Here is a 268-nt window from a genome sequence, read left to right as displayed (position 1 = left end):
ACCAAGGTAACGTTTTAGCGGTTCGGGTCTACAAACGCAGTACTGCTGCCTTTATTGAAGACCAAGATATGTTCCGTTTCTCTGGTATTTTCCGTGACGTCAATATACTGGCGGAGCCTGCTAGCCATATTACTGATTTGGACATCCGACCAGTTCCAAATGCCAATCTCAAAAGTGGTGAGCTCAACATCACTACTAAAGTAACCGGCGAACCAGCCACTTTAGCGCTGACCGTTAAAGACCATGACGGGCGAGTACTGACGAGTCA

Annotated in this window: 1 pseudogene; it reads left to right on the top strand. The window is 47.4% G+C overall.

Annotated features, from left to right (window positions below):
* A pseudogene (locus MMY95_RS15780) lies at positions 1-268 on the top strand (beta-galactosidase); the annotation flags it as partial.

Source organism: Lactiplantibacillus sp. ME-2 (genome assembly GCF_022549155.1).
Classification (GTDB): Bacteria; Bacillota; Bacilli; order Lactobacillales; family Lactobacillaceae; genus Lactiplantibacillus; species Lactiplantibacillus plantarum.
Note: the sequence above shows the minus strand (reverse complement) of the source record. Positions and strands in the feature narration are given on the sequence as shown.